The sequence below is a fragment of the Pseudomonas fluorescens genome, from assembly GCF_005938625.1.
Taxonomy (GTDB): domain Bacteria; phylum Pseudomonadota; class Gammaproteobacteria; order Pseudomonadales; family Pseudomonadaceae; genus Aquipseudomonas; species Aquipseudomonas fluorescens_BD.
Genome location: NZ_VCNJ01000049.1, coordinates 170,547 through 179,364, shown reverse-complemented (window position 1 = coordinate 179,364; position 8,818 = coordinate 170,547). Strand labels below are relative to the sequence as shown.

The following is an 8,818-nucleotide window of genomic DNA, read 5'->3' as shown; positions in this document are numbered from 1 at the left end:
CGACATGAAATACCGAGCCGCACTCAAATACACAACCAGATCAAAAGCCAAACACCCCGCCCCTCACCACTCAACAGGATGAGCGTTAGCTCGGCTGCAGTTCTTGATCTTGCCGTGCCGGCCCCTTTGGCAGGCTGAGTGGAGGGGTTGATCCGGGGGTGGGAGCGCAGCGACCGTTCGACGAAGTCGAACACATCGAGAGGAGGTGCAGCGAAGCAAACCGTAGACGATGCCCCCGGATCAATCCCGTAGCGAAGGAACCCCGAGCCCCAGCGAGCGGGCCGAACGCCGGGGCCCAGCCTTTTGCTTACTTTTCGGCGTCTGGAAAAGTGAGTCGCTGTAAGAGCGAAACCGCCAGCCGCAACGCCCAAAAAAAACGGATATACACCCAAAACCCAAGAGCATGGTCGGCCCAAAGGCCGCCAAGCCCAACGCAATCTCAACCCAGAATCACAAGAAAAAGACAACCCCCCGACAAATTTTCTACATTTTTTCTTTCATGATTTGTCGTGCTGAAACGTCTTGTTTAGAGAGAGCAAAAAAACTTTTCCCGATCAGGCTCTGAAAAGGAGTAATCGCATGTACAACTCGCAACTACCAACGGACGGTAGCCAGGCACCCAAAGGAGTTTCCATGAGCCCCCACGCGAGCGATTTCGGGCAACGCGTCGAGCGTCACGGTAACGAACGCATCCGCTTGCTGCTGAAAAGTTTCGGGCTGCGCACCAGCCTGATTCGTCTGAAAGTCATTGATGCCCTGCTGGTCGCCGCACAAAGCGAGCGGCGTCTGGGTGTGCGCGGCGTCCACAGCCAATTGCTGGATCTGGATATTCCGCTGTCCTTCCTCAGTGTCCGCGAAGTGCTCAAGCGCCTGTGCGCCGAAGGTGTGATCACCTTCAATGAAGACAAGAGCTACAGCCTGCATCCACAGGCTGCGGCCGTCCTCAACCACGATTGAAGCGTGTGGCAATCGCCGTCAGGGCTTGACCTTGCGGCGCATCACGCCGTTGATCACCACCACGATCACCGCCACACCGATGGCGACGAACTGGAACGTCTTCTCCGAGATCATCCCGGCGTTTTGCAGCCAGGACAGGCCGAGCATGATCGCCAGGACCGACACGGCGATCAGAATCGAATAAATCAAGCGTTGCTTGTGGGTCATTGCGGTTTCCTGAAACTTTTAAATGTATCCGGTTTGTATCCGCTTGCATGCCATGCACATACCGTTCTACGGGGATGCGCCGCTGCAATCGGGGTCTCATGTTACAGCCGATGAAGAGTTTTGGCTTCATGACGGCGTAACCATGAGGAATTTTCAAAATGCTGCGTCGAATCACCTGGCTGATTCCCGTTCTTGCCCTGCTGACCCTGAGTGGCTGCATCATCTTCCCCCACGGCGGCTGGCATGACGATCACCACCGTTACTACCAAGGTGGCCCTGGCTATTACCAACATCGCTAGAACAGGATTGTTCGCCCTGCCCGCTTGCCAATGAACCGATGGCGGCAGGAAATCAACAAGCCCGATCAACTTCAAACAAAGCCCGCCCTGTTGCGGGCTTTTCTGTTTTTGCCGCCCGACTCTCCTGCGCAGTTGTAACTTGCCCTGTACGTAAACCGGATTCGCTAAATAAGTTGCAAGCATTTGAAATCTAATGTCGCAGCAAAACAATAGGTCACGCATGCCTCTGCCACTAGTCTCTGGCAACTTTCCTCCACTCACTAACAGGGACGTTTATGCAGAGAACTCTTATACGGATCGGGCCGCGACAAGTGCTCGGCTTCTGTTTAGCGTTAAGCGCTTTTGAACTTCTGACGTATATGGCCAGCGACTTGATCATGCCGGCCATGCTGAGCGTGACAACAGAACTTCACGCCGATGTGCGTCATGTGCCCAACGCCTTCAATCTTTATCTGATCGGCGGTGTCTGCCTGCAATGGCTGATTGGGCCGCTGTCCGATCAATGGGGGCGGCGGCGGGTATTGTTGATCGGCTGCGCATTGTTTGCGGCGGCCTGCGCGGGGGCATTCTTCACCCAAAGCATTGAAGCCTTCAATTTTCTGCGACTGCTGCAAGGCATGGGTCTGGGTTTTGTGGTTGCGGTCAGTTATCCGGCCCTTCAGGAAGTGTTCTGCGAGGCTGATGCGGTACGCTTGATGGCGCTGCTCGGCAATATCGCCCTGCTCTCACCGCTGGTGGGGCCGTTACTGGGCATTCTGTTGTTGCAATGGCTGTCCTGGCGCGAACTGTTTCTGGGATTGGCTTTTGCCGCATCAATGGTCTGGCTGGGGCTTTTCGTCTGCATGCCGGAAACGGTCGGGGTCACTCGCCGCGATGGGCAAGTGCAGGCCGCCGTACGTTGTTCCTGGCGCCAGACCGGTCAACGCTACCGAGCCCTCTTGGGTAATCGGGCCTTCCTCGCTGCCAGTCTCGCACTGGGGTTCATGAGCCTGCCGCTGATCGCCTGGATCGGCCTGGCACCGCTGCTGCTGATCCAGCTGCTCGGGCTAACGCCACTGGAATATGCCTTGTGGCAGATTCCGGTTTTTTCCGCCGTTATCACCGGCAATCTGATTCTCGACCGCTTGCTGGTTACGCACTCTTTATCCCGGCTGATCCGCTTGGCGCTCTGGCCTTTTTGCCTGGGGCTTGTGGCATTGATTGCCTGCGCGCTGTGCGGTGCTGGACTCGGCGCAGTGGTTGCCAGCCTGGCGTTGTACGCGGTCGGGCTGGGAATGAGCAACGCTGCGCTGTATCGGCTGGCGCTGTTTGCCAGCGCCGACAGCAAGGGCTTGGTCTCGGCCCTGGCCGGCATGATTTCGATTGCGGTGATGGGGCTCGGCGGCTCATTGATTGCCGCCATCGGCGGTGGCGCCCGCCTCGAGCTTTTCGCAATCTGCGCGGCCTTCAGCGGCCTGATGTGCCTGCCTCTGGTGCAGGGATTGTTGCAATCCACACCGCCCGACTCCGCTGCCACTCAATAAAGGAATATTGAATGAACCACTTCCCCGCCAGCGATGCGCTTTGCGCGTTGCCACACCCCTATTGCCCGGATTCTGTGCCTGCGGGCCTGTTCGACCAGGCCATGACCGAAATCAGTCGGTTTCATTGCCAGCACACCCCCGGCTACGAACATTGGCTGAACGCTAACGGCCTCGATGTGAAGGATCTGGACAGCCTCGATGACTGGTCCCGACTGCCGCCGATTCTGGCCAATTTTTTCAAACAGCAATTGTTGCTCAGCCCGACCGGAGAGAATGCCCTGGAACTGACATCCTCCGGCACCAGTGGCCAAAAAAGCCGCATGCGCTATGACCAACGCAGCCTGTCGGCCGCGCAGTTCATGGTCGAGCAGATCTTTAGCCATTACGGCTGGAACACACCGGATACGCCGTGCAACTACCTGCTGCTGAGCTACGAACCGCAAGGTGCGATCACACTGGGAACGTCCTATACCGACCAGTTCCTTTGCCGCTTTGCGCCCGTCAACCGAGTTGTCTACGCCTTGCGCTGCAACGGCGATGGTCACCAGTTCGATGTGTTCGGGGTCATCGCGGCCCTGCAATCGTTCGCCGAGGAAGGCCTGCCCGTGCGCATTTTCGGTTTCCCGGCGTTTCTTTGGCAGACCTTGCAGCATATGCAGGCCACAGGTGTGCCTGAGCTGAAACTGCCGGCCGATTCGCTAGTGTTCTTCGGCGGCGGCTGGAAAACACAGGCCCGCGAGGAAATTCCAAAACAACAACTTTATGGGCGCATCGCCCGACAACTGGGTATCGCAACGTCACGATGCCGCGACGGTTACGGCGCGGTCGAGCACGCGGTGCCTTACATCGAATGTGCCCACCATCATTTTCATGTGCCCGTTTACACCAAGGCTTACGTACGCAATCCGCAGAACTTCTCCGTTCAACCCTACGGCCAGCAAGGCTTGCTGGGGTTCGTCTCGCCCTATATTTCGTCCAGCCCGGCGCACGCCGTGGTGATGAGCGATCTGGCGACATTGCACCCCGCTTCGAGCTGTGACTGCGGCCTCGCCAGTGACTGGTTCGAACTGCATGGCCGCGCAAGCACTACGGTCGGCAGAAGCTGCGCGATGGCCGCGTCCGAATTACTGGGGAGGCACTGACATGTACCTTATCAACGGAGAACTGCACGCGGACGTCGACCTCGACAACGCACTGGCGCTGCTGCATCAGACCTTGCCACAACAGCTGAGTACGCCGCTGGACAGCGCCACCGTACTGACTGCCGCCGCACAGTTTGCCCAGCAATTGCACAGCGCCGAACTGCCGCTGGATGAAGAACAACGCCAGGCCCTGATCGGCTTCTGTCAGCCTCATGCTCTGCAACAAAAGCTTGAACGCGAACTCGGCGATCAGGCGCAATCGCTGCGACGTGTCGATTACCAGCAATCGCGCTTTGAGCGCTGGAGTCCGCTGGGACTGGTGGTCCACATCACACCGGCCAACGCACCGCTACTGGCGTGTTGCGCGATCATTGAAAGCCTGTTGGCCGGCAACATCAATTGGTTACGTCCCAGCCGCAGCGACCAGGGCCTGACGGCGCGCTTGCTGCACGCGCTGGTGCAATGCGACCCAACCGGCCAACTGCGCTATTACGTGGCTGTGCTGCCAGTGGCGACGGAACAAATCGGTCGTTTGTGCAACATGGCCAACGGCGTTTCGGCGTGGGGTGGCGAAGCGGCACTGCAAGCGATCCGCCAACAGCTACCGCCCGGTTGTCGCTGGATCGACTGGGGGCACCGCATCAGTTTCGCCTACCTGACGCCGGATGCCGCCTCGCCGCAGGCACTGGACGCGTTGGTCGATGAGGTCTGCCGACTGGACCAGCAAGCCTGCTCAAGCCCGCAATGGTTGTTGGTCGACAGCGACGAACCCGCCGTTCTGCAAGCAATCGGCAGCGAATTGGCCAAGGCGTTCGAGCGCCGCGCCGGGCAATGGCCAGCGCTGATCCCGACGGCTCAGGAGGCCAGCGAGATCACCACCTGCACCCTGATGACGCGTCTGGGCGAGAGTTTTTCCGGGGTGACGGCGCAGGTCTGGAGCGCACCGGGATGGCGGGTGATCTGGAGCCACGATCAGTTACTCGCACCCTCGCCGCTGTTTCGCACGGTGTTGCTCAAGCCCCTGCCACGGGCGCGACTGACACAAACCCTGCTGCCCTGGCGCAACGTTTTACAGAGTTGTGCGCTGGCGTGCGGCGAAACGCACATCGGACAACTGTCGCGTACGCTGATTGCAGCAGGTGTCAGCCGAATTGCGCCAATCAACTCCATTCACGACAGCTACGATGGCGAACCCCACGATGGCGTCTATGCCCTGCAGCGCCTGAGCCGGCGGGTGTCGGTCAGCGTTGCGCCGACGCAGTTGCCCATCCACATGACCCTCGACCGGCCAACTGGCGCGCCGACGCTGACAGGCTTGCCAATCACCGACAAAAAAACGTTTATCGCACGACCGACAACAGCGGCAGCGCAACTGTTTTTCCGCTCTGGCGGCAGCAGCGGCACACCGGCGCTGGCGGGTTATAGCTACCGCGATTTTCAACGACAAATGCGCGCAGCGGCCGACGGATTGTTTGCGGCAGGTCTCGATCCGAGCCGAGACAAGGTGATGAACCTGTTTTTCAGTGGCGGTTTGTACGGCGGCTTCTTCAGTTTTGCCAAAGTGCTGGAAATATTGGGCGCCCACCACCTGCCAATGGGAGCTCCGGCCGACGATGACTACAGCGATATTGCGCAAGTCATCATCGAACAGCGCGTGACGGTACTGATCGGCATGCCCAGCACCCTGCATCGTTTATTCCTCAACGAACATCAGCGTCTGAGCCGTTATGGCGCCATCGAAAAAGTCTTTCTCGGCGGTGAACACATCAGTGATCAGTGCCGCGAACTGTTGCAGCGCTGTGGCGTTGCCAGCATCCGCTCGGCGGTGTATGGCAGTGTCGATGCCGGACCCTTCGGGCACGCCTGCGCCGCGACCGGCGATGGCGTGTTTCATCTGATGGACGCGATCCAGCATCTGGAAATCGTTGCACTGGAAGAGGACGTGCCAGTCGCTGGCGATGAAATTGGCCGCTTACTGTTCACCGCCAAAGCCCGCGAGGGCCAGCAGGTTCAGCGTTATGACGTCGGCGACACCGGACGCTGGTTGCTCGGCGATTGCTCGTGCGGGCTGAGTTCCCCGCGTTTCGAACTGCTGCAGCGGCACGGCAAGCTCCTGCGTATCGGCAGCGATTTCATCTGCCTGAACCAGCTCGCCATGCATCTGCAAGCACCGTTTCAGCTGCACCTCGATCACGCCCCTGACGGCCTCGAACGCCTGCTGATTCGCAGCCCCGGTGCCGCCGCAGACATCCTCCGCCGACTGGAAGGCTACGCGACGCTGGCGACCCTCGTGCGAACCGGGCTTCTCACCGTGCAAGCGCAAACCTGCGAGCCGCAACAGTTCGACAGAAACAGACACAGCGGAAAGATACCGCCCGTGGTCGACGCTCGCCGTTAAAGAGCCAGCATCGTCCCGTACCTGAACAACTAAAGAGAACACCATGAACATCACACTTGAAATGAACAAGTTGCTCGCCTTCGCCCGACAGCACTCAACTTATTACGCCAGTCATTTGCAAAACGTTGCGCCACAGGTAACAACACTGGATGAACTTCCGCTGATCGACCCACAACAATACTGGGCAAATAGCGAGAACCTGGAACATTGGCCCGTTCTGACCTCAATGGTTGAACGTGCACTGGTGTTCAAGACCGGTGGAACAACCAGCGCCGGTAGACTTTCGGTGTTTACCCGCGAGGAGTGGCAGACACTTGTACGCGACTTCGGTCGCCATCTGGCGAGCCAACTGAATCCGCGAGACCGGGTTGCAAATCTGTTTTTTGTCGGCGATCTGTATGCCAGTTTCATCTTTATCCACGATGCACTGGCGCACGAAACAGCGGGCGTCACCGAATACCCTTTTACCGGCGACGTCGACCCTGGTGTGCTGGCTGACGCCATCCGCCAGCACCGGATCAACGTATTGGCCGGCGTGCCTGCACAATTGCTGACATTCGCCAGCGTGCTGGAGCGCCAGGCGCAAAGTCTGGCCGAAGTCGAGACCGTGCTCTACGGCGGCGAAAGCCTGTTCGCCGGGCAACTGCAGATATTGCGCCGGGTGTTCCCCAATGCGCGGTTCGCCTCCATCGGCTACGCCAGTGTCGACGCAGGCTTCATCGGCGCGACAAGCCGCGATTGCGCCGTGGGCGAACACCGCATGCTCGCCAGTCACAGCGTGCTGGAGATTATTGATGAGCACACCGGTGAAGTGATTGAAGAATGCGATCGTAGCGGGCGGTTGGTGGTGACCAACCTCACCCGCCGGCTTATGCCGTTGATCCGTTACCCGGTGGGCGACCTCGCCTGCTGGCGAGAACCGGCCACGACGGCCATGCGCAAGTTTGCCTTGTTGGGTCGTAGCGGGAGCAGTCAGCGCGTACGGGTGAGCAGCCTGACCCTGCTGATGGAGGACATCGACAGAATCGTCCAGCGCACTACCTGCAACGACTGGCAACTGGTCATCAGCCAATCGGCGAACATCGACATCTTGCTTCTGAAGTGGGTGCCCGATGCGCTGAAACCCTTGACTGCTTGCGCCAACACAATATTGCACGGGGAATTGATCAAGCAATACCCGTTGATGACGCAACTCTGCGCGGATCGGTTAATCGAGTTGCAGATTACCCATTGCACAGCCGAAGAGCTCGCTCGCCATCCGCGCTCCGGCAAACGCCAACGCGTCGTCGACCTGCGCAGTTACGCAACCCCACGCCCGGAGCAATGCCCATGGACAACGTGACGCTGCGCAGTTATCGCCGCTCCGACGCCGGAGCCGTCAGCCGTTTGTTCCGGGAAATCTATGGCGACCATTACGTGCAGCCACACGTGTATTTGCCTTTGATGATCAATCAGAACCATGGCGATGGACGCTGGCATTCCCTGGTGGCGGAATCCGGCAAGAAAATCCTCGGTCACGCCACGTTGTGCCGAAACAGCGGATCGCACACAGCGGAACTGGCATTGAGCGTGGTCCATCCATCGACTCGCGGGCAGAACATCGCCACCCAGTTGGGCATTCGGTTGTTGATCCATGCGCAAGCGTTGGGTTGCCAGGGTGTGACCATCAAACAGGTGACGCAGCACGCCTATACCCAACGCATGGCTGACCGGCTCGGCTTTTACAGCAGTGGGTTGTTGCTCGACTATGTGCCCTCGCCGTTTGGCGAAGCACTGCCGGAGTCCATCGTCATCGGCTACACCCCTGTCGATGGTTACCGCCGCCCGCTCCCGCCGTTGCCGTGGCCGCAAAGCTGTCGCGAACTCATGGAACACTTGTGCGAGGTGTACGGGGTGCAGGAAAAAGAACCACCTTGGGTGGGGCCGCCGATGCAGGTCGAGCACTCTTTCGGGCGTTATGACTTGATGCTGAAAAAACTCGATAGCCCTTTACTTAAACAGCTACGACAACTGCCCGGACACTGGATGATCTCGATCAGACTCAGGCTGGCAACGGGTTTCGCCAGCGCCGTGGAAAGCCTCTCGGCGATGGGCTTCGTCTTCACCGGGATTGCCCCGAATGAACGTTGCGCGGGATGGCTGGCGTTGTTTCATCGTGGATATCAGCCGCGTACGCTGGAGTTGCATTGCCCGCACATCCAGCGATTGCATGATCAGGCGCAACAACACATCGCCCCGCGCGCCAGCGAGGCGTCGCCGCTGTCTTGAACCAGAAGTCTTTACCTCGACCAG

General features: G+C 59.0%; 8 protein-coding genes. 6 read left to right on the top strand and 2 right to left on the bottom strand.

The window, feature by feature from the left end:
- Positions 1 to 579: 579 nt before the first annotated feature.
- Positions 580 to 957: a fe2+ zn2+ uptake regulation protein gene (locus tag FGA82_RS26110; protein ID WP_095050747.1), complete on the top strand. Its 378-nt coding sequence runs from the start codon at positions 580 to 582 to the stop codon at positions 955 to 957.
- Between the two features lie 18 nt (positions 958 to 975).
- On the opposite strand, the gene FGA82_RS26105 is transcribed toward FGA82_RS26110, so the two are convergent.
- Together FGA82_RS26105 and FGA82_RS32200 are read right to left on the bottom strand one after the other, a co-directional pair.
- Entirely contained in the window at positions 976 to 1,164 is a 189-nt protein-coding gene (locus FGA82_RS26105) for a hypothetical protein (RefSeq protein WP_038363103.1), read from the bottom strand.
- A 101-nt stretch (positions 1,165 to 1,265) separates the two neighbouring features.
- Positions 1,266 to 1,685 (bottom strand): hypothetical protein, encoded by a 420-nt coding sequence (locus FGA82_RS32200; RefSeq protein ID WP_171057358.1) that lies wholly within the window; start codon positions 1,683 to 1,685, stop codon positions 1,266 to 1,268.
- Positions 1,686 to 1,738: 53 nt separating this feature from the next.
- Here FGA82_RS32200 and FGA82_RS26100 point away from each other — a divergent pair, with 53 nt between their 5' ends.
- Genes FGA82_RS26100 through FGA82_RS26080 form a run of 5 tightly spaced genes read left to right on the top strand, consistent with a single transcriptional unit; the run spans position 1,739 to position 8,794 of the window.
- A complete protein-coding gene (locus FGA82_RS26100) occupies positions 1,739 to 2,986 on the top strand; it encodes an MFS transporter (RefSeq protein ID WP_141129318.1) in 1,248 nt (415 codons plus the stop codon).
- A gap of 11 nt (positions 2,987 to 2,997) precedes the next feature.
- Positions 2,998 to 4,128 (top strand): acyl-protein synthase, encoded by a 1,131-nt coding sequence (locus FGA82_RS26095; protein ID WP_141129317.1) that lies wholly within the window; start codon positions 2,998 to 3,000, stop codon positions 4,126 to 4,128.
- Between the two features lies 1 nt (position 4,129).
- Positions 4,130 to 6,526 carry an aldehyde dehydrogenase family protein gene (locus FGA82_RS26090; RefSeq protein WP_141129316.1) on the top strand — a complete coding sequence of 799 codons (2,397 nt, stop codon included), beginning with the start codon at positions 4,130 to 4,132 and terminating at the stop codon, positions 6,524 to 6,526.
- Between the two features lie 43 nt (positions 6,527 to 6,569).
- Entirely contained in the window at positions 6,570 to 7,868 is a 1,299-nt protein-coding gene (locus FGA82_RS26085) for a phenylacetate--CoA ligase family protein (protein ID WP_141129315.1), read from the top strand.
- On the top strand, positions 7,856 to 8,794 hold the full coding sequence (locus FGA82_RS26080; RefSeq protein ID WP_141129314.1) for a GNAT family N-acetyltransferase: 939 nt from the start codon (positions 7,856 to 7,858) through the stop codon (positions 8,792 to 8,794). Before FGA82_RS26085 ends, FGA82_RS26080 begins: the two co-directional genes overlap by 13 nt.
- Positions 8,795 to 8,818 lie beyond the last annotated feature (24 nt).

Coding starts and splice junctions, on each gene's coding strand:
- FGA82_RS26110 (WP_095050747.1), top strand. CDS start 580: ATGTACAACTCGCAACTACCAACGGACGGTAGCCAGGCACCCAAAGGA.
- FGA82_RS26105 (WP_038363103.1), bottom strand. CDS start 1,164: ATGACCCACAAGCAACGCTTGATTTATTCGATTCTGATCGCCGTGTCG.
- FGA82_RS32200 (WP_171057358.1), bottom strand. CDS start 1,685: ATGCGTGACCTATTGTTTTGCTGCGACATTAGATTTCAAATGCTTGCA.
- FGA82_RS26100 (WP_141129318.1), top strand. CDS start 1,739: ATGCAGAGAACTCTTATACGGATCGGGCCGCGACAAGTGCTCGGCTTC.
- FGA82_RS26095 (WP_141129317.1), top strand. CDS start 2,998: ATGAACCACTTCCCCGCCAGCGATGCGCTTTGCGCGTTGCCACACCCC.
- FGA82_RS26090 (WP_141129316.1), top strand. CDS start 4,130: ATGTACCTTATCAACGGAGAACTGCACGCGGACGTCGACCTCGACAAC.
- FGA82_RS26085 (WP_141129315.1), top strand. CDS start 6,570: ATGAACATCACACTTGAAATGAACAAGTTGCTCGCCTTCGCCCGACAG.
- FGA82_RS26080 (WP_141129314.1), top strand. CDS start 7,856: ATGGACAACGTGACGCTGCGCAGTTATCGCCGCTCCGACGCCGGAGCC.